Origin of the sequence: Pseudomonas yamanorum (genome assembly GCF_900105735.1) — a bacterium.
Taxonomy (GTDB): Bacteria; Pseudomonadota; Gammaproteobacteria; order Pseudomonadales; family Pseudomonadaceae; genus Aquipseudomonas; species Aquipseudomonas yamanorum.
Genome location: NZ_LT629793.1, coordinates 5,169,740 through 5,192,957, shown reverse-complemented (window position 1 = coordinate 5,192,957; position 23,218 = coordinate 5,169,740). Strand labels below are relative to the sequence as shown.

The following is a 23,218-nucleotide window of genomic DNA, read 5'->3' as shown; positions in this document are numbered from 1 at the left end:
GTAGTGCCTGACCTGCCGCTATCGCAGGCAAGCCAGCTCCCACAGAGGAATGCATTCCACGTGTGGGAGCTGGCTTGCCTGCGATGGCATCAACCCGGTATCAATGATTCACGGTGTAAGCCAACATCATCGACAACTGGCACATCGGCCGCCCGCTCTCGGCATGCCACTGGTTGAACGCGCCTTGCACCGTGGCCAGGTCCCGCAGGCTGGTGGGTACCTTGTCGACAATCTTCTGCGCATTCAGCGCCGCCACCACGTCATAGCTCGGCACGAACGTGTCCTTGCCCACCATCCGCAAAAAGCGCGGCGCCGACAGGCCGCCCAACTGGTGGCCGTGCTTGCTCAGGTATTTCCACAGGCCGACGATATCGGTCACCGGCCAGTCGGCAATCAGCGCACCGAAGCTGCCTTTTTCCTTCTCGACATCCAGAATCATCTGCGCATTGCGCGGCACGCTCTTGAGCTTGCCCAGGTGGCGGATGATGCGTGTGTCCTGCATCAGCCGCTCCAGGTGCTCGGCGCCCATCAGCACGACTTTTTCCGGGTCAAAGCCAAAGAACACTTGCTCGAACGCCGGCCACTTGGCGTCCACCACGCTGTGTTTGAGCCCGGCGCGAAACACTCGCAGCGACAGGGTCGACAGGTAGCGGTCATCGCTGATCTTGCGCAGTTTCGCCGGGGTCAGGGGCACAGGCAGGTGGGCTTCCAGCTCGGCCGCCGAACCAAACCGGTTCAGACAATATTCGTGCAGCCACTTGTAATCGCGCATGCCCTCTCCTAAGGATTGAAATGAAAACGGCGCCCAGGAGCGCCGTCTGTCAGAGCAGTGAAATGGCTCAGAGGTTCACTACATTGACGAAGCGCGACGCCGCACTTTCGTCGATACGCAGGCTGGTGAAGTCAAACAGGTTACGGTCAGCCAACTGAGACGGCTGCACGTTCTGCAGACTGCGGAAGATGCTGTCGACGCGGCCCGGGGTCTTGCGGTCCCAGTCCTGGAGCATGTCCTTGACCACCTGGCGCTGCAGGTTTTCCTGGGAGCCGCAGAGGTTGCACGGGATGATCGGGAATTGCTTGAGGTCGGAGTACGCCTGGATGTCCTTCTCATGGCAGTAGGCCAATGGGCGGATCACCACGTTGCGCCCGTCGTCGGCCCGCAGCTTGGGCGGCATGGCCTTGAGGCTGCCGTTGAAGAACATGTTGAGGAAGAAGGTTTCGACGATGTCGTCGCGGTGGTGACCCAGGGCCATCTTGGTCGCGCCGATCTCGTCGGCAAAGGTGTAGAGCGTGCCACGGCGCAGGCGCGAACACAGCGAGCAGGTGGTCTTGCCTTCCGGGACCAGTTCCTTGACCACCGAGTAAGTGTCTTTCTCGACGATGTGGTACTCGATCCCCAATGCCTTGAGGTAGGCCGGCAGCACATGCTCGGGAAAGCCCGGCTGCTTCTGGTCCATGTTCACGGCGACGATCTCGAACTTGATCGGCGCGACCTTTTGCAGGTGCATCAGCACGTCGAGCATGGTGTAGCTGTCTTTGCCGCCAGACAGGCAGACCATGACCTTGTCGCCCTCTTCGATCATGTTGAAATCGGCGACTGCTTCACCGGCCTGGCGACGCAGGCGTTTTTGCAGTTTGTTCTGGTTGACCGTAAGAGTGCCCATGGCGCTTGGATCCGCGAAAGGTGTGTGACGAAAAGCCGAGTATTTTACCGGGATGGACGACCGAGTTCCAATGTGGGAGCGGGCTTGCTCGCGAATGCGAAGTGTCATTCGCCAGGTGTTTAGCTGACCCACCGCATTCGCGAGCAAGCCCGCTCCCACATTTGACCGCATTCCAATCAACAGACCCCGCCGCGATTAAGCCCAATGTTTACAGCGCAATTTGCTCTAAAGCCCCACACTTTTTCCGGTCATGACTTCCTATACTGCGACATAAGGTCGCACATATATCCAGACCTTTCAGGCCAATTGGCCCGTGGGCGCTCCACTGGGGGGCGATGGTAATAACGACAGGAGTGACTGGCATGATCCATCACGTCGTGGGACTTTTCACCCACCCCGATCAGGAATGGCGGGAAATTCGTGGCGATAAAGAAGAAAGCATCGGCCACATGTACCTCACCCACACGCTGATTCTCGCGGCGATCCCCGCTGTATCAGCGTTTATCGGTACCACTCAGGTCGGTTGGGTCATCGGCAGCCGCGCGCCGGTGATGCTGACGGTGGAAAGTGCGTTGTGGATGACCGTCATGTCCTACGCGGCGATGCTCGGCGGCGTGGCGGTGATGGGCGCTTTCATCCACTGGATGGCGCGCACCTATGACGCCAACCCCAGCATGGCGCGCTGCGTGGCGTTTGCCACCTATACCGCGACACCGCTGTTTGTCGGCGGGCTGGCGGCACTGTACCCGCACATGTGGCTGGGGATGGTCGTTGGCACGGCCGCCATTTGCTACACGGTGTACCTGCTGTACGTAGGATTGCCGACCTTCATGAACATCCACCCGGACGAGGGCTTCCTGTTTTCGAGCTCGGTACTGGCGGTAGGCCTGGTGGTACTGGTGGCGATCATGGCCTTCACCGTGATTGTCTGGGGGCTGGGCGTAGGCCCGATCTACACCAACTGACGCGGTTTACCCGCAGGAAAAGCCACCGCAAGGTGGCTTTGTGCGTTATGCATGACCATTCGGCGCCTGACAGATTCGGATACACCCTTGTTTGCGGCATACTGGACGTCTCTGGAGATATGTACAGCATGCCCGAGCAACTCAATACCCGCGTCGAAGATTGTTTCCTGCAAGCCGAATCCTTTTTCAAACGAAGCTTCAAACGCCCCCAGGTCAGCCTCAAGCTGCGGGGCCAGAAGGCCGGTGTCGCGCATTTGCACGAGAACCTGCTGCGCTTCAACCCGCAGCTGTACCGTGAAAACAGCCAACACTTCCTTAAACAGACGGTCGCCCATGAAGTGGCGCACCTGATTGCCCACCAATTGTTTGGCGAGCGCATCCAGCCCCATGGCGAAGAATGGCAGTTGATCATGCGTGGGGTTTACGAACTGCCGCCGGATCGTTGCCACACCTATGAAATCCAGCGACGGCGCGTGACGCGGTATATCTACCGCTGCCCGTGTGCGGACAGTGACTTTCCGTTTTCGCCGCAGCGTCATGGGCTGGTGAGCCAGGGGCGGCGGTATTTGTGTCGCAGGTGTCGGCAGACGTTGGTATTTACCGGGGAAACTCGCGTCGAGTGAGGTTTGTGGTGCTTGTAAGGCCCTCTTCGCGAGCAAGCCCGCTCCCACATTTGACCGAGTTCCACCTTTGGAATGCGGTTGAATGTGGGAGCGGGCTTGCTCGCGAAGGGGCCGGCCCAGGCGCTACTGAATCACCTTGGCACGCCGCAAATCATCTATCTGCTGAGCACTGAAGCCCAACTCCACCAACACCTCATCCGTGTGAGCGCCCACCGCCGCGCCTATATGCCTGGCCGCCGGCAAGCCCTCGGAAAACTTCAGCGGGCAGGCGATTTGCGCCTGGCTGGAACCATCGCCCCGCGGCACCTGGCTGACCAGCTCCCGGGCTTTCAACTGCGGGTGCTCAACGGCCTCGCTCAGATTCAGCACCGGCTCGACACACGCATCAAGCTCGGCAAACAGCTCACACAGCTCATCAAAGCTGCGTTTCTCGAACTCGACCTGCAGCGCCAGCTTGAGGGCTTTCTGCTGCTCGGGTTTGGGCGACAAGCCCTGCGCCGCCAACTCGGGGCACCCAAGGGCCGTACACAGCTGCTGCATAAAGCCCGGCTCCAGGCTGCCCACCGACAACCACCGCCCTTCCCGCGAGCGGTAATAGTCATAGAAGCTGCCGCCATTGAGCACCTGGTTCTCCCACGCCGGCTCCACGCCGCACGCCAGGTAACCCGCGCCGGCCATGGCATTCAGGCTGAAGGCGCAGTCGGTCATGCTCACGTCCAGGTATTGCCCCACCCCGCTCTGCTGCCGGGCAATCACCGCCGCCAGCAAGCCGATCACCGCATGCAACGAACCTCCGCCCACATCCGCCAACTGCACGCCCAGGGGCAATGGCCCACTGTCCTGGCGCCCGGTGTAACTGGCGACACCCGCCAGGGCCAGGTAGTTGATGTCATGACCGGCGCGGTCCTTGTAGGGGCCGGTCTGGCCGTAGCCGGTGATGGAGACGTAGATCAGCTTCGGGTTGATCGCCTTCAACGCCTCGTAACCCAGGCCCAGGCGCTCCATCACTCCGGGGCGGAACTGCTCGAGGACGATGTCATGGTCCGCCACCAATTGCCGCACGATCTCCACCGCCTCGGCCTGCTTGAGGTCCAGGGCCAGGCTACGCTTGTTGCGGTTGAGGTAGGCATGGCTGGCCGACACGCCCTGGTCATGGGGCGGCAATACCCGCAGCAGGTCCATGCGCGTGGGGGATTCGATGCGCAACACCTCGGCGCCCATGTCGGCCAGCAGCAACGAGGCGAACGGCCCCGGCAGCAAGGTGGAGAAATCCAATACTTTGAGGGACGCCAAGGGACCTGACATGGGGACTCCGATTCCGTTTCGATTGGCCACAGAGTAGGCAAACCTGGCGCTCAGCAGCAATCACATAAACCATCATCCGGAGTGACTGATGTTTTGCGCAGGCATAAAAAAACCCATCCGAAGATGGGTTTTCACACAGGGTGCAGCCTTACTTGACGACGGTTGGAGCCGGGCCTTCGGCCACGCCCAGGTCGTCTTCTTCACGGGTGTCGGAGATACCGCGACCACCGGAAGCCAGTTCGACTTGCAGCTTGTCTTCGTCCAGTTCCTTGACCCACTTGGCCACAACCAGGGTGGCAACCGCGTTGCCTACCAGGTTGGTCAGTGCGCGGGCTTCCGACATGAAGCGGTCGATACCCAGGATCAGCGCCAAACCGGCAACCGGCAGGTGGCCAACGGCCGACAGAGTAGCGGCCAGTACGATGAAGCCACTACCGGTCACGCCAGCAGCGCCTTTGGAGGACAGCAGCAGTACCAGCAACAGGGTGATCTGGTGGGTGATGTCCATGTGGGTGTCAGTCGCCTGGGCGATGAACACGGCGGCCATGGTCAGGTAGATCGAAGTACCGTCCAGGTTGAAGGAGTAGCCAGTCGGGATAACCAGGCCGACGACCGACTTCTTGGCGCCCAGGCGTTCCATTTTGATCAGCATGCGTGGCAGTGCGGATTCGGACGAGGAAGTACCCAGTACGATCAGCAGTTCTTCACGGATGTAGCGGATCAGTTTCAGGACGCTGAAGCCGTGTGCGCGGCAGATGGCGCCCAGCACCACGACCACGAACAGGATGCAGGTGATGTAGAAGCAGATCATCAACTGACCGAGCTGCACCAGCGACCCTACGCCGTAGGCACCGATGGTGAACGCCATGGCGCCCAGGGCACCGATTGGCGCGAGCTTCATGATCATGTTGATGATGTTGAACATCACGTGGGCAAAGCGATCGATGAAGTCCAGCACCGGCTTGCCGTAGGCACCCAGGCGATGCAGGGCGAAACCGAAGATCACCGAGAACATCAGGACTTGCAGGATGTCACCGGTCGCGAACGCACCGACGATGGTGTTCGGGATCACGTTCAGCAGGAAGCCAACGATGCTCTGGTCTGCACCGGCAGTCACATAGGCAGCGACTTTAGAGGCGTCCAGGGTAGCCACGTCGATGTGCATGCCGGCGCCCGGTTGCACAACGTTGACCACGATCAGGCCGATCAGCAGGGCAATGGTGGAGACGACTTCGAAGTACAGCAGCGCGTAGCCGCCGGTTTTGCCGACCGATTTCATGCTTTGCATGCCAGCGATGCCGCTGACAACGGTGCAGAAGATGATCGGGGCAATGACCATTTTGATCAGCTTGATGAAGCCGTCACCCAGTGGCTTGAGGGCCACGCCGGTCTGCGGGTAGAAGTGACCGAGCAAAATACCGATAACGATTGCAACGATCACCTGGAAATACAGGGATTTGTACAGTGGCTGACGAGTCGTCATTGCAAAGTTCCTCAATCGTCCCGTGTGGCAAATATCCGCCATTGCCCACGACACTTGAATTGCGAACCCTCCTGCACTGGAGGGATTTGTTGTTTGAGAGCCCGCTCAAGGCCGGTCTCCCTGCGCTCTCTATCGCAAGCGTCGTGCCACTTTTACTGAAAACCGCTGAAGGCCTTTAGACATCAGCCCTTGGGCGATTTTCATTTTGAGACAACGCCTACAGACAGTGGCGGATTTCCGCCTACTCATCTGATCTCGTCCTACAATTTGGCGGATATCCGCCTTGTTGCACCCCCACAGGATGGCTAACATCCGCCACTCAATGGACGAGGCCCCTCATGCGTGAACGTACCATCGCCAGTCATTACGCCCGGGCCGCTCTAGGCGGTGCTCGTCGAGCCGGCTACGACTATTCGGGCCTGCTGCAGCAAGTGGGCATTACCCCGGAACTGCTGAGCGAACCCCGCGCCCGCATCGCCCCGGAGCAATTCACCCGGCTGTTGCAAATGCTGTGGCTGGCGCTGGATGACGAATACCTGGGTTTCGCCGAAGGCCCGAGCAAGCGCGGCACCTTCGCCATGATGTGCCACGCGCTGATTCACTGCCGCACCCTCGAGAAGGCTCTGGAACGCGGCTTATTATTTTATAGCCTATTCCCGCAGGGTCCGCGCTGGCGCCTGACCCGTGAAGGGGAAATGGCCCGCTTGAGCCTGGACGACTCGCAGCTGTGGGACCCGGATCACTTCCTCAGCGAATGCCTGCTGGTAATCTGGCATCGCCTCGGCAGTTGGCTGATTGGCCAGCGCATCCGCCTGGATCAGGCCACCTTCAGCTACCCGATGCCGCCCCACGCCGGTGAGTACGACTTGCTGTTCCCCTGCCCACAGGTGTTCGCCGCGCCCACCAGCAGCCTGGTATTTCCCAGTCGCTACCTGAGCCTGCCGCTGCTGCAGGACGAACGCACCCTCAAGCACTTCCTTGAACGCTCACCGGCCGACCTGCTGTCACGGCCGGATGAAGGCGACAGCCTGAGCAGCCAATTGCGCCGCTTATTGAGCCGCGACCGCACGCCGTGGCCCGACCTGGAAGCCGTCGCCCAGCACCTGCATATCAGCCCGCAGACCCTGCGTCGGCATTTGCGGGAGGAAGGCACCAGCTTTCAGGCGCTCAAGGATGAATTACGCCGGGACATTGCGATTTACCATTTGGGGCGGGCGGATTTGTCGTTGCAGGAGATCGCCGAGCAGCTGGGGTTTTCCGAGCCGTCGGCGTTTCATCGGGCGTTCAAGAAATGGACCGGGCTGACGCCGGGGGCCTACAGAGCACAAGAGAGTTAGATAAGCGTTGCCAGTACCAGCCTCATCGCGGGCAAGCCCGGCTCCCACAGTTTGATTTGTGAACACAGTCACAATGTGGGAGCTGGCTTGCCTGCGATGAGGCCGGTGCAGCCATAAAGATCACACGGCCGGAAAGTGGATCTTGAACGCCGCGCCACCCAGCGGTGAATCCCCAAGGGTCAACCGTGCGCCGTAGCTTTCAATGATGTCCTTGACCACCGCCAGGCCAATGCCCTGCCCCGGATGCTGGCGGTCCAGGCGTTCGCCCCGTTGCAGGATGCGCGCACGCTGGTCCGGTGGCACGCCGGGGCCGTCGTCTTCAATGCACAGTTCGGTGCCTTCCAGGCTTTCCTGCAAGGTGATGCGCACTTCGCTCAGGCACAGGCGATAGGCGTTTTCCAGCAGGTTGCCGAGCAGCTCCAGCAAGGCCCCCTTCTCAATGGGCACGTCGCATTCTTCCGGCAGTTCAAAGGCGACCTTCACACCCTTATCGCGGTAAACCTTGTCCAGCGTGTCGCACAGGCTTTGCAGCACCGGTTCCAGCCGCACCTGGTGACGCACCAGGCCGCTTTTACGCAGGCTGGCGCGCTGCAATTGGTAGCTGATCTGCTGGCTCATGCGCTCGATCTGCGATTGCAGCACCCAGGCCTGGTCGCGATCTTCGGGGCGCTGGGCCATGTCTTCGCTCACGCCTTGCAGCACCGCCAGCGGGGTTTTCAGGCTGTGGGCCAGGTCATCCAGGGAGTCGCGGTAACGGGTGCGTTGCTCACGCTCACTGTGGAGCAGACGGTTGAGGGAGCCGGTCAGACGCAAAAGTTCGCGAGGATGTTGTTCACTGAGACTTTCCCGGGTGCCGCCTTCGATTTCATCCAGTTCCTGGCTCAGCCGCCGCAGCGCTTGCAGGCCCCAGGTCAGGCCCAGCCACAACAGGGTCAGCAGCACCAGCAAGGCGGCGCCGAAGCCTAGGTAGAGGTTTTCCCGCAGGCCTTCGAGGGTCAGTTGGTATTCGCGCACCGGTTGCAGGGCGACGATACTGAACGCCGCACTCTTGCCGCCCAGCAGCTTGACCTCGACGTCGTAGACAAAAAATTCCTGGCCGTTGGCCTCGCGGATCCGCGCAAACTCGTTGCCGCGCCCGTCATAGCGCGGTTTGTAGTTGATGTTCTCTTCCTGGGTCGCGCGCGAACGCCAGACCAGATGGCCTTCGCGGTCATAGATGTAGCCCAGCAAACGGCTGTCGGTGAGGTTGAAGCGCTCATCCGGCAACTGCGCAGGCATCAACAGGCGATTGTTTTCAACCCGGGCCGCCGAAATCAGCGTGGTGACATCCGACGCCAGGCGCTGCTCGATGGAGTCCTGCAGAGCCAGGCTGAAGGCGCCCTGCATGGCGGGCAACAAGGCCAGCATAAACAGCACGGCCAGAGTGGTGGCCGCGAGCATCAAACGCACACGTAACGAGCGAATCAACGGCAGCGCTCATTAAACAGGTAGCCCAGACCGCGCACGGTGTCGATCGGCTTGAACCCCGCCGGGCCTTCCAGCTTGCGGCGCAGGCGGCCTACCAGCACTTCGATGACGTTCGGATCGCGCTCGTCGTCATCGGGGTAGAGCTGTTCCATCAGGCGGTCCTTGGCAACCACCTGTTGATGGTGACGCATGAGATATTCGAGGATGCGGTATTCGTAGGCGGTCAGCGCCAGCGGCTGTTCGTCGAGGGACGCCTGCTTGCGATTGAGGTCCAGCAGCAAGGGCCCGGCGACGATGGTCGACTGGGTGAAACCGCTGGAGCGGCGCAGCAGTGCGTTCATCCGCGCTTCCAGCTCTTCGAACTGGAACGGCTTGACCACATAGTCGTCGGCACCCGCAGCCAGGCCTTCGACCTTGTCCTGCCAGTTGCCGCGAGCGGTCAGGATCAGGATCGGGAACGTTTTGGCCTGGGCGCGCAGTTGGCGGATCAGGTCCAGGCCGCCCATACCGGGCAGGCCCAGGTCGATGATCGCCAGGTCGTGGTTGAATTGCCCGGTCTGGTACAGCGCCTCTTCGGCGTTGGCGACGGCCTCGACCACGTGACCGCTGTCGGTGAGGCGGGTCAACAGGTGATGACGCAGCAACGCCTCATCTTCGACAACCAGCAATTTCATAAAGCTCTCCAAGGCAAATCAACTTTCCAACTGGGGTATATCATAGCGGCCTTGCAGGTCTTGCTGGCGCAGTTTACTGCCGTTGAAGTGACCTGACAGGTTTTCATTGCCCACGCGATAGTCCGACTGCGGCGTGTGCTGGCCCAGGGACTGGCCCCACGGAGCCGCCTGTTCGCCGGCATCCTCGAAGCTCACCCGCTGGAGAAGGCTGTAGGGCTTTTTGCTCTTCTCTTTGGAGAACCCCGCGAAGCTGGCATCAGAGGCCTGGACGCCAGCAGTGGCGCTGAGCATGGTTAACGCCAACATCAGCTTCTTGATCGCAGTCATGGTCTACCTCATACGCTTTGGCTTTGGGTACGGGGCCAGACTACGCAGCCCCCGCTGAACTCCCCCTGAACACTCTCTGAACCTGGGCTGAACCGAGGCCGGCTACTGTGTAAAGAGTTATTTACGTATCCCCCGCCCCAGGCTATCCAGCGGCCCTCCAACTCGGCAAAATACCTGGCATGAATTCCCTACCCGCCTGCTGCACCCCACTTGATGCCCATTGGCCGCTGCCCGTTGCCTTGCCCGGCACGGTCTTGCTGAGCACCCGTTTTGACCCGGCGCTGCTGGCCATCGGCGACTTCCAGCGCAGCGCCGTGTCGCCGCCCGCGAGCATCCAGCGGTCGGTGGCCAAGCGCCAGGCGGAGTTTCTGGCCGGTCGCCTGTGTGCCCGCGCGGCCTTGCAACAGTTGGACGGGCTGGATTGCGTGCCGGCGATCGGCGAGGACCGCGCGCCGATCTGGCCTGCCCATATCAGCGGCTCGATCACCCACAGCACCGGCCACGCGGCAGCCATCGTCGCCCACAAGACACAATGGCGCGGGCTGGGGATGGACCTGGAGAACCTGCTGACCCTGGAGCGCGCGGAGCGCCTGGCCGGGGAAATCCTGACACCGGATGAATTGCAGCGCATGGGCGCCGGCCCGCGAGAGCAGATCGCGCAACTGGTGACGCTGACGTTTTCGGCCAAAGAGAGCCTGTTCAAGGCGCTCTACCCGATCGTGCAGAAGCGCTTCTATTTTGAGCATGCCGAGTTGCTGGAATGGTCGGATACCGGCCATGCGCGGCTGCGGTTGCTGACAGACCTGTCGGCAGAGTGGTGCCATGGCAAGGAGCTGGAGGCGCAGTTTGCGGTGGATGACGGGCAATTATTGACCCTGGTGGCCGTAGCAGCTGTCGAGCCTTAGCGAGGCTGCGTCGGGAGCGCCGCCGATGTAGAGCCAGGCGCGAAACCGAGTTGGGGCCAACGCAGCCTCGCCAGGGCTCGACAGCTGCTACGGGCGGGGTTTCTCTTGGTCCCGTGGCCAACTCAGACTGAAACACGCGCCACCCAGGTTGTTGCTCTTGCTGATCAACGCCCGGCCGCCGTGCCAATAAATGATCCGCCGCACAATCGACAATCCCAACCCGTGCCCACCCGACGCGCGAGTACGGCTGTCATCCAGGCGCAGGAACGGGGTGAAGATCCGCTCCCAGGCGCTTTCCGGTACGCCCGGGCCGTCGTCTTCCACGTCGATGCGGCAACGCACCTGACCCACCTGGTAACTGATCAGCACCCTCCCCTGGGCATGGCGCATGGCGTTGCTCACCAGGTTTTGCAGCGCTCGATGCAGGTAACGCGGTTCGGCCTCCACCCACGCATCATCCCAATGGGCAGAGGACAGGCAGATGCCCCGCGCCACGTTGATTTCCGGGCGCAGCGGCGACAGCTCATCAATCACCTGATCAAGCAACGCGCTGAGGTCGACCCGCTGGAAATTCAGTGCCGGCGAACCCTGCTCCAGTCGCGCATAAGTCAGCATTTCATCTACCAGGCCGTCAAGGTCCTGGATGTCGCTGTCCATGCCTTCCATGTACTTGCGCCGCGCTTCAGGCGTGGCCGCGTCGCCAATCATCTCCAGACCGAACCGCAGGCGCGCCACCGGGGTGCGCAACTCATGAGATACCGCGCGCACCAGTTCGCGCTGGATCGCCAACAGACGTTGCAGGTGTTCGGCCATGCCATTAAACGCCGCCGCCAGGCGCCCCACCGAATCGGCCCCCCGGGCCGGCACCCGTACTTCCAGGCTGCCCTTGGCGATGCGCGTGGCGGCAGCTTCCAGGCCACTCAAGCGCCGCTCCAGTTGGCGCACCAGTAAATAGACGATCAAGCCGATGAGGGTCAGGCTGATCAACGCGATCAGGATCAGCCACTGCGGCGGGTACGGGTTCATCTGGTACAGCGGGCCGATTTCCAAGACCCACGGCGTGCCGACCATCCCGGCAAACACCCGGATCGAATCACCGCCCTTGCCCAGGGCCATCACCGTATCGCCCTCGGACACGCGGCGGCGCTGGTCCTGGTCCATGTCCGCCTGATCGAGCATCACCAAGTGCATCTCGAAACCAAAGCCCTTGGCCTCTTTCAGGTCCGCAAGTTTTTGCGGTTGCTCGGCCACCGGGAAACGCACCAGCTCATCGGCCAGCAGGTAAATGGTCGCGCGGGCCAGTTGTTCGCTGATTTGCTGGACTTCGCCGGTGAGTAACAGTTGCTCCTGATCGCTGACCAACCGCAGCACCCTGGCCGCGTGGGGGCCGGTTTGCTCCACCAACACCTGGCCGCGTTGCAGTCGGGTGCGCTGGCTCAGGTCCAGATGCGCCTCGGCCACGGTCTGCAATTCCAGCGGGATGCCCAGCAAGCGCTCCCACACTGCCAGGGCGCGGCGGCGTTCGATGGCGCTCATGGGTTGCAGGTTGTCGCCCATCAGCGCGAAGGTGCCATGGGCCAGGCGCTCGCGGTACTGGCCGCTGCGCACTTCATTGAGCAGGTGCAGGGCCAGTACGCCGAGCAACGCCACCAGAATCAGCGCCGCGCACATGCCGCCGTAGATGCGCAGGAAGATCGAGTTCACGGCGTAAGTTCAGCAGCGGCTTCGGGGACGAACAGGTAGCCTTTGCTGCGAATGGTCTTGATCAGGCGCGGGTGGATCGGGTCGTCGCCGATTTTCGGGCGGATCCGCGAGATGCGCACGTCGATGGAGCGGTCCTGGCCGTCGTAGCCAATACCGCGCAAGGCAGTGAAGATTTCTTCCCGGGACAGGATCCGGCCGGCATTCGCCACCAGCAGCCACAGCAGGTCGAATTCGGCGCTGGTCAGTTCAATGCCACCGTCGTGCAACCAGGCTTCACGCAGGGCGTTGTCCACCACCAGCGGGCCGAATTGCAGGCGCCGCTGTTTTTCGGGGATGGCCGGTTCAACGCTTTCGCTGCGCCGCAGCAGGGCCTGGATGCGTGCCAGCAACAGACGCGGGCGTACGGGTTTGCACACGTAGTCGTCGGCGCCCATGTCCAGGCCCAGCACCTGGTCCATGTCGTCGGTGCGCGCAGTCAGCATCAGGATCACCCCGTCGTAGTCCTCGCGCACCTTGCGGCAAATGCTCAGGCCGTCTTCGCCGGGCAACATCAGGTCGAGGATTACCAGGTCCGGCTGTTCGGCAATGATCCGCGCGGCCGCCAGGGCCCCGTTACCCTCCACCGACACCCGCAGGCCGTTGCTCTCCAGATAGTCACGGGTCAACTCGGCCAATCGCTCGTCGTCCTCGATAATCAATACCTGCCAGGCTTCATGCTCCACGGGTGACCTCGATGTCCATATAGAAAGGAAGATGCCCCCCGTATTTTTGTCATGTTGGGGGTGCATAACACAGCGTGTATCCGGGCCGATTGTAGCAACGGGCCAGCCCTCTGGCACAAGCGCGCAAATGCGTTCGGACATCGTGTTTTTTTGTGATAGGGTTCGCGCCCGCAAAAATCCAACCGGATGTTTTTACCTCGGAATATTCGGTGACAAACGGCGCGATGCAGCAGTACTGCGGCCTACACGCCTGTTCCACGTTTCATACACATTTTACCCACAGCGTTATCCACAGGTAGTGCGTTGCCATACCCCCGAAAACGCATTATCTTGTAGGTCGTCGCCAAAAAAACCCTACATGTAGGGTTTTTGAGCGAAAAGACCAAACACAAATCAGACAAGAAACTCAAGTTCTTTCTTGCTCCTGTTTGGTTGAACTTAAGCCTTTTTCAGAAGACCAAACCGCGCACGCGGATGGCAGCCGTTTTTAGCCCCGATCAGGCAGAAACGGTACGGGTGTTGCAGTACGAAGCAGTCACCCACCAGGAATACGGTAAAGAGCCCCAAGCTTGTACCGAAGACTTCGGCATGGAAGCGGCGCGAACAGCTCCCTTCCTCCTGTCCCGAAGTTGTTATGCCAGGCCCTTGGCCTGTTGTAAGTGCTTCAGGACGGAACGGTGGGCACCGTGATGGTGCCCAAATAAATATAGAATGTGGAGACAACCCCCCATGCAAACCGACACAACTCGCGAGAACCCGCAAGGCTCCGTGCCGCAGGCCGCCGATTCGAACCTGGATCTGTCCGCCACCGCGCCCGGCCAACTGCGTGTGATCAAGCGTAACGGCACTGTCGTTCCTTACACCGATGACAAAATCACCGTCGCGATCACCAAAGCGTTTCTTGCAGTTGAAGGCGGCACCGCTGCTGCCTCGTCGCGCATCCACGACACCGTTGCGCGCCTGACCGAACAGGTCACCGCAACGTTCAAGCGTCGCATGCCATCGGGCGGCACCATCCACATCGAAGAAATCCAGGACCAGGTCGAACTGGCCCTGATGCGTGCCGGCGAGCAGAAAGTTGCCCGCGACTACGTGATCTACCGTGACTCCCGCGCCAAGGAACGTGCCGTACGTTCCCCGGCTGAAGAAGCTGCCGTACAAGCTCACCCGTCGATCCGCATCACCCTGGCCGACGGTACGTTTGCACCGCTGGACCTGGGCCGCCTGAACACCATCATCACCGAGGCCTGCGAAGGCCTGGAAGAAGTCGATGGCGACCTGATCCAGCGCGAAACCCTGAAGAACCTGTACGACGGCGTGGCCCTGACCGACGTCAACACCGCCCTGGTGATGACCGCCCGTACCCTGGTTGAGCGTGAGCCAAACTACTCGTTCGTGACTGCGCGCCTGCTGATGGACACCCTGCGTGCCGAAGGCCTGGGCTTCCTCGGCGTCGCCGACAGCGCCACGCACCACGAGATGGCCGACCTGTATGCCAAGGCCCTGCCGGCGTACATCGCCAAGGGTATCGAATTCGAATTGCTGAACCCGATCCTGGCCACCTTCGACCTGGAAAAACTCGGCAAGGCGATCAACCACGAGCGCGACCAGCAGTTCACCTACCTGGGCCTGCAAACCCTGTACGACCGTTACTTCATCCACAAGGACGGTATCCGCTTCGAACTGCCGCAAGTGTTCTTCATGCGCGTGGCCATGGGCCTGGCGATCGAAGAGAAGCAGAAAGAAGACCGTGCCATCGAGTTCTACAACCTGTTGTCGTCCTTCGACTACATGTCGTCGACCCCGACCCTGTTCAACGCCGGCACCCTGCGTCCACAGCTGTCCAGCTGCTACCTGACCACCGTACCGGATGACCTGTCGGGCATCTACCACGCGATCCACGACAACGCCATGCTGTCCAAATTCGCGGGCGGCCTGGGTAACGACTGGACGCCGGTGCGTGCACTGGGTTCGTACATCAAGGGCACCAACGGCAAGTCCCAAGGCGTTGTACCGTTCCTCAAAGTAGTGAACGACACCGCTGTAGCCGTGAACCAGGGTGGCAAGCGCAAAGGCGCTGTGTGTGCCTACCTGGAAACCTGGCACATGGACATCGAAGAGTTCATCGAACTGCGCAAGAACACCGGTGATGATCGTCGTCGCACCCACGACATGAACACCGCCAACTGGATCCCAGACCTGTTCATGAAGCGTGTCTTCGATGACGGCCCTTGGACCCTGTTCTCGCCATCCGAAGTGCCCGACCTGCACGACCTGACCGGCAAGGCCTTCGAAGAGCGTTACGAGTACTACGAAGCCCTGTCCCAGTACCCAGGCAAGATCAAGCTGTTCAAGACCATCCAGGCCAAAGACCTGTGGCGCAAAATGCTGTCCATGCTGTTTGAAACCGGCCACCCATGGCTGACCTTCAAAGACCCGTGCAACCTGCGCAGCCCGCAGCAGCACGTGGGCGTGGTCCACAGCTCGAACCTGTGCACCGAGATCACCTTGAACACCAACAAGGACGAGATCGCCGTTTGCAACCTGGGCTCGATCAACCTGCCGAACCACATCGTCAACGGCAAGCTGGACACCGCCAAGCTGGAACGCACCGTGAACACCGCCGTTCGCATGCTCGATAACGTTATCGACATCAACTACTACTCGGTACCACAGGCGCAGAACTCCAACTTCAAGCACCGTCCGGTCGGCCTGGGCATCATGGGCTTCCAGGACGCGCTGTACCTGCAGCACATTCCTTACGGTTCGGACGCTGCAGTCGAGTTCGCCGACAAGTCCATGGAAGCGGTCAGCTATTACGCGATCCAGGCTTCCTGCGACCTGGCCGACGAGCGCGGCGCCTACGAGACGTTCCAGGGTTCGCTGTGGTCCAAAGGCATCCTGCCGCTGGATTCGCAACAGATCCTGATCGAGCAGCGTGGCCAGAAGTACATCGACGTTGACCTGAACGAATCCCTGGACTGGGCACCGGTACGTGCCCGTGTGCAGAAAGGCATTCGTAACTCCAACATCATGGCCATCGCACCGACCGCCACCATCGCCAACATCACTGGCGTGTCGCAGTCGATCGAACCGACCTACCAGAACCTGTATGTGAAATCGAACCTGTCGGGCGAATTCACCGTGATCAACCCGTACCTGGTTCGCGACCTGAAAGCCCGCGGCCTGTGGGACTCGGTGATGATCAACGACCTGAAGTACTACGATGGTTCGGTGCAGCAGATCGAGCGCATCCCGCAAGAACTCAAAGAGCTCTACGCGACTGCCTTCGAAGTGGACACCAAGTGGATCGTCGACGCCGCCAGCCGTCGCCAGAAGTGGATCGACCAGGCTCAATCGCTGAACCTGTACATCGCCGGCGCATCGGGCAAGAAGCTGGACGTGACCTACCGCATGGCTTGGTACCGTGGCCTGAAAACCACTTACTACCTCCGTGCCCTGGCCGCCACCAGCACCGAGAAGTCGACCATCAACACCGGCAAGCTGAACGCTGTTTCCAGCGGCGGCAACCACGGTGATGATTCGGTTCTCGCCGCACCTGCCGGTCCAGCGCCAGTGCCAAAAGCCTGCGCGATCGACGAGCCGGATTGCGAAGCTTGCCAATAAGCTGAGCCGGTCCCGGGCTTGAATGCCCGGGATTGAAAAGCCCGATAAACCCCGACTGCATAGGGTTTATCGGGCTTTTTTCGTTTATCGCCCTTAAATAAAAGCGTACGCAATACCCTGCTTTGGCGAGCCGCCTCGCCGCCCCCACAACTCGACTTGCCCACCAATCACCGCCATTGAATGACGATCATAGGCGACGACACCCAGCTTGCCGCTCGCCAGCTCACTGCTTGAAGAGTTCCTATAGAGCCCCTTCAGCCCAAGGCGATCCAGCGCCTCGTGGGGCATTTCGCCGTTGTTCAGGCTCTGCATCGCATGGGCAAAACTTCTTTGCGCCTCACCTGGCCTGTCGTCCAGACCATTTCCTTCGATCTGTGCACGCTTGGCACTCGCTGCGAACATGAAATTGGCATCCGTCAGCATCGCCGGATCATCGCCTTTAAATTGTGCATATTTGGCCGCATCCTCGAGGTCCTTCTTAGACAGATCAAGCTCGAAGCCGTCACGCATTTTCACGTGATAGCCGCCCCCCGTCTCTTTCACTTCCTTGAAAACGTCCGTGGGTTTCTGACCGTAACGCATCATCGCCCCCTTTATCGCGGAAACGGTGACGCAGTTACCATCAGGGCCCTGGCTGAAGCCACTCCAGATATTGTCCGGCTTCTTTCCAGGATTGCTGTTGTCGGGCTTGTAGTTGAAATGCCTTGAACCTTCGGTCAGCGGCTTGTTGTTCATGGGCTCGCTGGGGCCAAAATCATTTCTATTGGCCCCACCACCACCACCACCACCACCAGGCGATGGTGGTGGTGCCGGGGATGGCGCAGGAGAGGGCGGCGTGTCGTCCGAGTCCGGAAACAATATCTTCAGCAATTGTTTGAGGAACTCAAGCCATTGCCCGGAAGCCTCTTCAATCAGCTTGCTGAGGATTTCCTTGAATTTCTCGTCACCGATCTCCCCTCGCACTTCGTTGAGCTTGTCTCGCAGATCCTGCGCGAGCTGGCTCTTGGAGGTTTTCTCGGCATCATCCAACGCCGTGAGCAGTTTTTTGAGCGTTTCCTCGTTAGAAACACCCTTGTTTTTTTCATCGCCCAGCGGATCCGACGTCGCAACACCCCGACCTGAAAAAACCGCGCCCCCGATGACACCACCTGAAACCGCCACACTCGCCATAGCCTGCTCTCCACCCGTTGACCTCAGCCTTCTTGGCTTCGTAGGTGGAAAAACAGGCGTAGGGCGTTCCGCCAAAACCATGTCATCCAGTGACTGCCCTGGACAATCGACAGGCAAAAAAAAGCCCCTCGACCGAGGGGCTTTTCCAGTGATGCGGCTTAAGGCGACAACATCAGGTCATCTGAATGATGGTCTGCATGATGGTGCTTTGGGTGGAGATGGTCTTGGCGTTCGCCTGATAGTTGCTCTGGGCCTTGATCAGGTCCACCAGCTCGTTGGTCAGGTTGACGTTGGAGTTCTCCAGGGAGTTGGCCACGATCGAACCCAGGGTCCCGACTTGCGGGGTATCAAAACCCGGCTGGCCCGACGCGAAGGTTTCTTTCCAGGTGGTGCCGCCCGCTGGCTGCAGGCCCTGCTCGTTGTTGAAGCTGGCCAGGGAGAGCTGGCCGATGGCCTTGCTCTGCTGGTTGCTGAAAGTGGCGAACAACACACCGCTGCCGTCGATTTTCAGCCCGGTGATTTGACCGGTGGCGTAACCGTCGGTGGTGGGCGGGTTGCGGTAGGTAGCCGAGTTGAACTGGGTGATGTTCGCCATGTTGACGGCCACGCCGTCTGTGTTGGCGGCCGCGCCGTTAGACGTCCAGACACCATTGACCAGGGCGCCCGGCTTCCAGTCGGAAATGGTCAGGGTGGTGTTCGAAGCAGTGGCTGGCGGGGTGATGATGCCCGAGAGCTTGCCGGCGGTGTCAAACGACAGCGTCGAGGCAACAGGTGCCTTGACGTCAGTACCGGTGCCACTGATCGGCGAGCCGTCAGGATTGCGCCCATCGATCAGGGTGTAGGACTTCCACGTGTTGGAGTCCGTCTTCACCAGGTACTGCACCATCGGATGCGCGTTGCCCTGAGTATCGTAGAGCGTGGTGGAGTATTGAGTGGTGAAGGTCTCCGACTTGGTCGGATCAAACGGGGTCTTGGTCTGGTCGATCACCGGCGAGGACGAGTTCAGGTTACTGGTGGAGTCCACCTTGCTCGAAGCCTTCGGCGGCAGGTACGACAGGTTGAGCTGAAGGTCGGTCAAGGCGCCCTTCTGGATGTTGCCGTCGGCGTCCGCCGCGTAGCCTTGCAGGCGCGAGGTGCCGGTGTTGTTGGTGATGTAGCCGTCTTTGTCGGCACGGAAGGCACCGTTACGGGTGTACTCCAGCGAACCGTCGCTGCCCTTCTGCACGAAGAAGCCGCCGCCCTGGATCGCCATGTCCAGCGTGCCGCCGCTGTTGTTGACGTCACCCTGGGTGAACTGCTGGGACACTGCCGCCAGGTTTACGCCGTTGCCGATGCTGTTCTGGCCGGTGCCCAGCTTGGACGCCGCGTAGATATCCGAGAATTCGGCACGGGACGATTTGAAGCCGGTGGTCGCGACGTTGGCGATGTTGTTGCCGGTCACGTCCAGTTGTTTGTTGGCCGCATAGAGGCCGCTAAGGCCGATGTTAAAAGACATTGTTCTCTCCTTTTGCCGTATTTAGCCGGCTCTATGTACCGATAGTCTGAATTTGCGACAGCTTGATACTGCCCATGCCGCCCGCCAGGTTGAGCAGCATTTCGCCGCCGGTCTGGCTCAGGGTCACGCTGGTCACCGTTGCCGGCAGCGAGGTGAGCAGGGCAACCGAGTCGCCCTTGTCATTCTTGGTGGTGGCATTGAAGGTGTAGGTGCCGGGAGCCGCCGTCTCGCCCGCATCGTTCTTGCCGTCCCAGACAAAGCTGGAATTGCCGGCGCTCTGGGCGCCCATGTCGATGGTGCGAACGACGTTGCCGTCCTTGTCGGTGATCTTGACCGAGACGTTGCCCGTTGCCGCCGTCACCGCCACGGAACCGGTCATGCTTTTGCTGGTGTCGACCATGGCCTTGTCGGTCTGGGTGATCACCGAGCGGCCCACCAGCGACGACGCCTGCAGCGCCTGGGAAGAGCTGAAGTTGCTGGAGATCGCATTCACCGAGTCGTTCAGGGTGTTGATGCCTTCCAGGCTGCTGAACTGAGCCAGCTGTGCCACGAACGCGCCGTTGTCCTGAGGCGACAGCGGGTTCTGGTTTTTCAGCTGGGTGACCAGCAGTTGCAGGAACGCGTCCTTGCCCAACGACTGGTTGCCCGTCGCCGACTTGGCTGCGTCGCCGACGCTGCTGTTATCTGTCGCCGTCTTGACCTTGGAATTGAAAAGGTCCTGGACCGCGGTGTTCGTCGAGCTGGTATCAACAATGGCCATTATTTGGCGCCCCTTATCACTGACCCAGGGTCAGGACCTTCTGCATCATGGTTTTGGCGGTGTTCATCATTTCCGCGTTGGTCTGGAACGAGCGGCTGGCGGAAATCATGTCTGCCATTTCCTCGACCACGTTGACGTTGGGGTAGTACACGTACCCTTTGGCATCAGCGGCGGGATGATTCGGCTCGTAGCGGGCATCCAGGTTGCTCTGGTCTTCGACCACACCGAGCACCTGCACGCCCTGGCCCGCGGCATCCTGGTTCTGGAACAGCGAATCGCCGCTACCACTCTGGCCGCCTTGGCCGCCCTGGAACATGGTGGCGAACACCGGGTGCCGGGCACGGTAGGTCTGGTCAATGCTCGAAGACACGGTCTCGGCGTTGGCGATGTTACTGGCGACGGTGTTGAGGCGCGTGGTCTGGGCGCTCATGCCACTACCGGCAATATTGAAAACACTGGCGAGGGACATGGCTTATTCTCCACGCAGGGCTGACATCAGCCCTTTGAATTTGCTGTTGAGCAGGGTGAAGCTGGCCTGGAAGTTCACCGAGTTCTCGGCGTAGGCCGATTGCTCCAGTTGCGCGTCCACGGTGTTCTGGTCGATCGACGGTTGCATCGGCGTGCGATACAGCAGCGACTCGTCACCATTGCCCAGGCCTTGCGCTTCGATATGACGGCTGTTGGTCATGTTCAGGGCGAAGGTGCCGTTCTTGGTCTTGTCTTGCTGTGCGGCGAGCACGGCAGAGAAGTCCAGGTCCCGAGCCTTGTAGTTCGGGGTGTCGGCGTTGGCGATGTTGTTGGCCAGGACTTCGGCACGCTGGGCGCGGAAGCCCAGGGCTTGTTCGTGGATACCGAGCGCTTTATCGAAGCTGATGCTCATGGCGGAGACCTATAGGGACTGACCTGCTTTTCGTAACAGGGTTATAGCAATCGGCATGCCAATTCTTTTGAGGGCCGTATTACAAGGGTTTGCGGGGCAATTGCCGGCGGCAATGCCAGAAAAGCGGCAAAGGGTTTCCGCGAAACGCCAGTAAAGCGGCAATGAAGGTTTGCCGCTTTGCGGCCATAAAAAAGGGAGGCCTGTGCAGGCCTCCCTTTTTTGCTCAAGCATTCATCACTTGGCCTGGTAAATGATCCCAGGACTGCACTGCACCATCTGGTAATGATCCGGCAAACCGTTCAGCGCCTCGGAAGCGCCCAGAAACAGATAACCACCGCGCTTGAGGGTACCGTGGATGCGCAACAGAATGTCCTTCTTCACCTCGGCCGAGAAGTAGATCAGCACGTTGCGGCAAAACACCATGTCGAACTTGCCCAGGCTGGCATAACTGTCCAGCAGATTGAACGAGCGAAACTCCACCCGGCTCTTGATCGGCGCCTTGACCGCCCAGCGCCCCGCGCCTTTAGGATCGAAGAAACGCTGCAAGCGCTCCGGAGACAACCCCCGCCCCAATGCCAGGCTGTCGTACTCACCGGTCTTGCAGTTGGTGAGCATGGTGCCGGACAAATCCGTGGCCACAATTTGCGCCCCGGCCTTCAACTGGCCCATGTTGGTCCGCTCGAACTCATCGATGGACATCGAAATCGAATACGGTTCCTGCCCCGACGAACAGGCCGCCGACCAGATGCGCAGGCGCTGTCCCGGTGCGGCCTTGATCGCCTCAGGCAGCACCTTGTTCTTGAGCACTTCAAACGGATAGGTATCGCGAAACCACAAGGTTTCGTTGGTGGTCATGGCATCGACCACCATCTCCTTGAGCCCGCTGCGCGGCTGACCCTGGATCCGTTGCACCAACTCCCCGAGGGACTTGATGCCTTGCTGCTCCATCAGTTTGTTGAGACGGCTGGATACCAGGTACTGCTTGTTTTCACCGAGCAATATGCCACAGGCTTTTTCCAGGAAGACCCGGAACTGTTCGAAATCCAAATTACCCGTAGACAATGATACCGCCTCTTAAATCGTGTGACCGCCAGGGAAAAGGCCCCTAGCCGTGATCTGCTGCCTTGATCCGGTCGACTACCCGGGATGCCAGGTCATCAGGGCGGAATTTGGCCAGGAAGTCATCGGCACCGACCTTCTTGACCATCGCCTGATTGAATACACCCGACAACGAAGTATGCAGGATGATATGTAGTTTTTGCATGCGTGGGTCGTTGCGTATCTCGGCCGTGAGGGTGTAGCCGTCCATTTCCGGCATCTCGATGTCGGAAATCATCATCAGGAATTCTTCTTCCGGCTTCTTGCCCTCATCCACCAGCTTGCGCAGGTAATCCAGGGCCTGTCGACCGTCATTGAGCGCCACCACTTCAACGCCAACCGTCTGCAGGCAACGGGACACCTGTTTGCGCGCCACCGAGGAGTCGTCCACCGTCAGCACCCGCAGCGAGATCGCCTTGTGCGCGGTTTCGGCGTCTACCACGCCCACCGATATTGCCTCCGAGGTCGGAGCCACTTCGGCGAGGATTTTCTCCACGTCGATGATTTCCACCAACTGGTTGTCGACCCGCGTCACTGCCGTGAGGTAGTGATCGCGGCCGGTGCCCTTGGGCGGCGGATGGATCTCTTCCCAGTTCATGTTGACGATGCGTTCCACCGAGCGCACCAGGAAACCCTGGGTCTTGGTGTTGTACTCGGTGATGATCACGAACGGACTCTCGCGATCCTGCAAACCCGACGAGCCGGTGGCCATGGCCAGGTCAAGAATCGGGATGGTCGCGCCACGGATATTGGCCACACCGCAAACCACCGGGCTGGACTTGGGCATGATTGTCAGCTTGGGGCACTGCAGTACTTCCCGAACCTTAAAGACGTTAATCCCGTAAAGCTGCTTGCCGTCCAGACGAAACAGCAGCAACTCCAGGCGATTCTGCCCCACCAGCTGTGTGCGCTGGTTCACTGAATCCATTACACCGGCCATGCACAGACTCCTACGCTAAAACTTAGGGGTACGACGCGTACCCAACACTAAACGGCACGAGCTTTGCTTTTT

General features: G+C 60.3%; 21 protein-coding genes. 5 read left to right on the top strand and 16 right to left on the bottom strand.

The genetic code is table 11. The annotated features are described in order from the left end of the window. Positions 1-100: 100 nt before the first annotated feature. Complete coding sequence (locus BLU46_RS24445) at positions 101-772, bottom strand: DNA-3-methyladenine glycosylase I (protein ID WP_010165806.1); 672 nt, start codon at positions 770-772, stop codon at positions 101-103. Between the two features lie 67 nt (positions 773-839). Then, the gene (ttcA, locus tag BLU46_RS24440; protein WP_093207230.1) at positions 840-1,664 is read right to left on the bottom strand and encodes a tRNA 2-thiocytidine(32) synthetase TtcA; all 825 of its coding nucleotides are present in this window, start codon (positions 1,662-1,664) and stop codon (positions 840-842) included. A 362-nt stretch (positions 1,665-2,026) separates the two neighbouring features. Here ttcA and BLU46_RS24435 point away from each other — a divergent pair, with 362 nt between their 5' ends. Further along, on the top strand, positions 2,027-2,629 hold the full coding sequence (locus BLU46_RS24435) for a Yip1 family protein (protein WP_017475841.1): 603 nt from the start codon (positions 2,027-2,029) through the stop codon (positions 2,627-2,629). A gap of 128 nt (positions 2,630-2,757) precedes the next feature. After that, a complete protein-coding gene (locus BLU46_RS24430; protein ID WP_026077778.1) occupies positions 2,758-3,252 on the top strand; it encodes a SprT family zinc-dependent metalloprotease in 495 nt (164 codons plus the stop codon). Between the two features lie 123 nt (positions 3,253-3,375). Here the strand turns inward: BLU46_RS24430 and BLU46_RS24425 are convergent, their stop codons facing one another. Further along, positions 3,376-4,557 carry a CaiB/BaiF CoA transferase family protein gene (locus BLU46_RS24425; protein ID WP_093207224.1) on the bottom strand — a complete coding sequence of 394 codons (1,182 nt, stop codon included), beginning with the start codon at positions 4,555-4,557 and terminating at the stop codon, positions 3,376-3,378. Between the two features lie 148 nt (positions 4,558-4,705). Beyond that, on the bottom strand, positions 4,706-6,040 hold the full coding sequence (locus BLU46_RS24420; protein WP_093207219.1) for a dicarboxylate/amino acid:cation symporter: 1,335 nt from the start codon (positions 6,038-6,040) through the stop codon (positions 4,706-4,708). Between the two features lie 338 nt (positions 6,041-6,378). On the opposite strand from BLU46_RS24420, the gene BLU46_RS24415 reads away from it, so the two are divergent. Beyond that, positions 6,379-7,377, top strand: a complete 999-nt coding sequence (locus tag BLU46_RS24415) for an AraC family transcriptional regulator (protein WP_063027892.1) — start codon at positions 6,379-6,381, stop codon at positions 7,375-7,377. 120 nt (positions 7,378-7,497) lie between these two features. On the opposite strand, the gene BLU46_RS24410 is transcribed toward BLU46_RS24415, so the two are convergent. From BLU46_RS24410 to BLU46_RS24400, 3 genes are read right to left on the bottom strand one after another with little or no spacing between them, the layout of a single operon-like run. Continuing rightward, positions 7,498-8,844, bottom strand: coding sequence for an ATP-binding protein (locus tag BLU46_RS24410; protein WP_093207214.1), 1,347 nt, complete (start codon positions 8,842-8,844; stop codon positions 7,498-7,500). Then, the gene (locus BLU46_RS24405) at positions 8,841-9,518 is read right to left on the bottom strand and encodes a response regulator transcription factor (RefSeq protein WP_003214228.1); all 678 of its coding nucleotides are present in this window, start codon (positions 9,516-9,518) and stop codon (positions 8,841-8,843) included. The genes BLU46_RS24410 and BLU46_RS24405 overlap by 4 nt, the downstream gene beginning before the upstream one ends. Before the next feature lie 18 nt (positions 9,519-9,536). After that, entirely contained in the window at positions 9,537-9,845 is a 309-nt protein-coding gene (locus BLU46_RS24400) for a hypothetical protein (protein WP_017475848.1), read from the bottom strand. 179 nt (positions 9,846-10,024) lie between these two features. Here BLU46_RS24400 and BLU46_RS24395 point away from each other — a divergent pair, with 179 nt between their 5' ends. Then, on the top strand, positions 10,025-10,750 hold the full coding sequence (locus BLU46_RS24395; protein WP_093207210.1) for a 4'-phosphopantetheinyl transferase family protein: 726 nt from the start codon (positions 10,025-10,027) through the stop codon (positions 10,748-10,750). Positions 10,751-10,837: 87 nt separating this feature from the next. Here the strand turns inward: BLU46_RS24395 and BLU46_RS24390 are convergent, their stop codons facing one another. Both BLU46_RS24390 and BLU46_RS24385 read right to left on the bottom strand, forming a co-directional pair. Next, positions 10,838-12,454 carry an ATP-binding protein gene (locus BLU46_RS24390; RefSeq protein WP_063027886.1) on the bottom strand — a complete coding sequence of 539 codons (1,617 nt, stop codon included), beginning with the start codon at positions 12,452-12,454 and terminating at the stop codon, positions 10,838-10,840. After that, positions 12,451-13,176 (bottom strand): response regulator, encoded by a 726-nt coding sequence (locus BLU46_RS24385; RefSeq protein ID WP_093207205.1) that lies wholly within the window; start codon positions 13,174-13,176, stop codon positions 12,451-12,453. The genes BLU46_RS24390 and BLU46_RS24385 overlap by 4 nt, the downstream gene beginning before the upstream one ends. Before the next feature lie 729 nt (positions 13,177-13,905). Here BLU46_RS24385 and BLU46_RS24380 point away from each other — a divergent pair. Beyond that, positions 13,906-16,803 (top strand): ribonucleoside-diphosphate reductase subunit alpha, encoded by a 2,898-nt coding sequence (locus BLU46_RS24380; protein WP_063027882.1) that lies wholly within the window; start codon positions 13,906-13,908, stop codon positions 16,801-16,803. Between the two features lie 93 nt (positions 16,804-16,896). On the opposite strand, the gene BLU46_RS24375 is transcribed toward BLU46_RS24380, so the two are convergent. The 7 genes from BLU46_RS24375 to BLU46_RS24345 all read right to left on the bottom strand — a co-directional run bounded on the left by BLU46_RS24375 (position 16,897) and on the right by BLU46_RS24345 (position 23,146). Further along, a complete protein-coding gene (locus BLU46_RS24375; protein ID WP_093207200.1) occupies positions 16,897-17,973 on the bottom strand; it encodes a hypothetical protein in 1,077 nt (358 codons plus the stop codon). A gap of 172 nt (positions 17,974-18,145) precedes the next feature. Beyond that, positions 18,146-19,468, bottom strand: a complete 1,323-nt coding sequence (gene flgE / locus BLU46_RS24370) for a flagellar hook protein FlgE (protein WP_063027880.1) — start codon at positions 19,466-19,468, stop codon at positions 18,146-18,148. A gap of 31 nt (positions 19,469-19,499) precedes the next feature. Then, entirely contained in the window at positions 19,500-20,228 is a 729-nt protein-coding gene (gene flgD / locus BLU46_RS24365) for a flagellar hook assembly protein FlgD (RefSeq protein ID WP_063027878.1), read from the bottom strand. A 16-nt stretch (positions 20,229-20,244) separates the two neighbouring features. Continuing rightward, on the bottom strand, positions 20,245-20,697 hold the full coding sequence (gene flgC / locus BLU46_RS24360) for a flagellar basal body rod protein FlgC (RefSeq protein ID WP_017475856.1): 453 nt from the start codon (positions 20,695-20,697) through the stop codon (positions 20,245-20,247). Between the two features lie 3 nt (positions 20,698-20,700). Continuing rightward, positions 20,701-21,108, bottom strand: coding sequence for a flagellar basal body rod protein FlgB (gene flgB, locus BLU46_RS24355; protein ID WP_003214246.1), 408 nt, complete (start codon positions 21,106-21,108; stop codon positions 20,701-20,703). 234 nt (positions 21,109-21,342) lie between these two features. Beyond that, positions 21,343-22,170, bottom strand: coding sequence for a protein-glutamate O-methyltransferase CheR (gene cheR / locus BLU46_RS24350; protein WP_010165768.1), 828 nt, complete (start codon positions 22,168-22,170; stop codon positions 21,343-21,345). Between the two features lie 43 nt (positions 22,171-22,213). Beyond that, on the bottom strand, positions 22,214-23,146 hold the full coding sequence (locus tag BLU46_RS24345; protein WP_063027876.1) for a chemotaxis protein CheV: 933 nt from the start codon (positions 23,144-23,146) through the stop codon (positions 22,214-22,216). Positions 23,147-23,218 lie beyond the last annotated feature (72 nt).

Coding starts and splice junctions, on each gene's coding strand:
- BLU46_RS24445 (WP_010165806.1), bottom strand. CDS start 772: ATGCGCGATTACAAGTGGCTGCACGAATATTGTCTGAACCGGTTTGGT.
- ttcA (WP_093207230.1), bottom strand. CDS start 1,664: ATGGGCACTCTTACGGTCAACCAGAACAAACTGCAAAAACGCCTGCGT.
- BLU46_RS24435 (WP_017475841.1), top strand. CDS start 2,027: ATGATCCATCACGTCGTGGGACTTTTCACCCACCCCGATCAGGAATGG.
- BLU46_RS24430 (WP_026077778.1), top strand. CDS start 2,758: ATGCCCGAGCAACTCAATACCCGCGTCGAAGATTGTTTCCTGCAAGCC.
- BLU46_RS24425 (WP_093207224.1), bottom strand. CDS start 4,557: ATGTCAGGTCCCTTGGCGTCCCTCAAAGTATTGGATTTCTCCACCTTG.
- BLU46_RS24420 (WP_093207219.1), bottom strand. CDS start 6,040: ATGACGACTCGTCAGCCACTGTACAAATCCCTGTATTTCCAGGTGATC.
- BLU46_RS24415 (WP_063027892.1), top strand. CDS start 6,379: ATGCGTGAACGTACCATCGCCAGTCATTACGCCCGGGCCGCTCTAGGC.
- BLU46_RS24405 (WP_003214228.1), bottom strand. CDS start 9,518: ATGAAATTGCTGGTTGTCGAAGATGAGGCGTTGCTGCGTCATCACCTG.
- BLU46_RS24400 (WP_017475848.1), bottom strand. CDS start 9,845: ATGACTGCGATCAAGAAGCTGATGTTGGCGTTAACCATGCTCAGCGCC.
- BLU46_RS24395 (WP_093207210.1), top strand. CDS start 10,025: ATGAATTCCCTACCCGCCTGCTGCACCCCACTTGATGCCCATTGGCCG.
- BLU46_RS24380 (WP_063027882.1), top strand. CDS start 13,906: ATGCAAACCGACACAACTCGCGAGAACCCGCAAGGCTCCGTGCCGCAG.
- BLU46_RS24375 (WP_093207200.1), bottom strand. CDS start 17,973: ATGGCGAGTGTGGCGGTTTCAGGTGGTGTCATCGGGGGCGCGGTTTTT.
- flgE (WP_063027880.1), bottom strand. CDS start 19,468: ATGTCTTTTAACATCGGCCTTAGCGGCCTCTATGCGGCCAACAAACAA.
- flgD (WP_063027878.1), bottom strand. CDS start 20,228: ATGGCCATTGTTGATACCAGCTCGACGAACACCGCGGTCCAGGACCTT.
- flgC (WP_017475856.1), bottom strand. CDS start 20,697: ATGTCCCTCGCCAGTGTTTTCAATATTGCCGGTAGTGGCATGAGCGCC.
- flgB (WP_003214246.1), bottom strand. CDS start 21,108: ATGAGCATCAGCTTCGATAAAGCGCTCGGTATCCACGAACAAGCCCTG.
- BLU46_RS24345 (WP_063027876.1), bottom strand. CDS start 23,146: ATGGCCGGTGTAATGGATTCAGTGAACCAGCGCACACAGCTGGTGGGG.